The following is a 312-nucleotide window of genomic DNA, read 5'->3' as shown; positions in this document are numbered from 1 at the left end:
GGTTACCTCACCGACTTCGGGTGTTACAAACTCTCGTGGTGTGACGGGCGGTGTGTACAAGGCCCGGGAACGTATTCACCGCGGCGTGCTGATCCGCGATTACTAGCGATTCCGACTTCATGTAGGCGAGTTGCAGCCTACAATCCGAACTGAGACTGGCTTTAAGAGATTAGCTTGCCGTCACCGACTTGCGACTCGTTGTACCAGCCATTGTAGCACGTGTGTAGCCCAGGTCATAAGGGGCATGATGATTTGACGTCATCCCCACCTTCCTCCGGTTTATTACCGGCAGTCTCGCTAGAGTGCCCAACT

The 312-nt window shown here is 54.5% G+C and carries 1 rRNA gene; it reads right to left on the bottom strand.

The annotated features are described in order from the left end of the window. Positions 1-312: ribosomal RNA gene (locus AC3E7H_RS09995) — 16S ribosomal RNA — on the bottom strand; the annotation flags it as partial.

This window comes from Streptococcus sp. SCPM-O-B-15304 (M98) (assembly GCF_058200215.1).
This window is presented reverse-complemented; position numbering and strand designations above follow the sequence as displayed.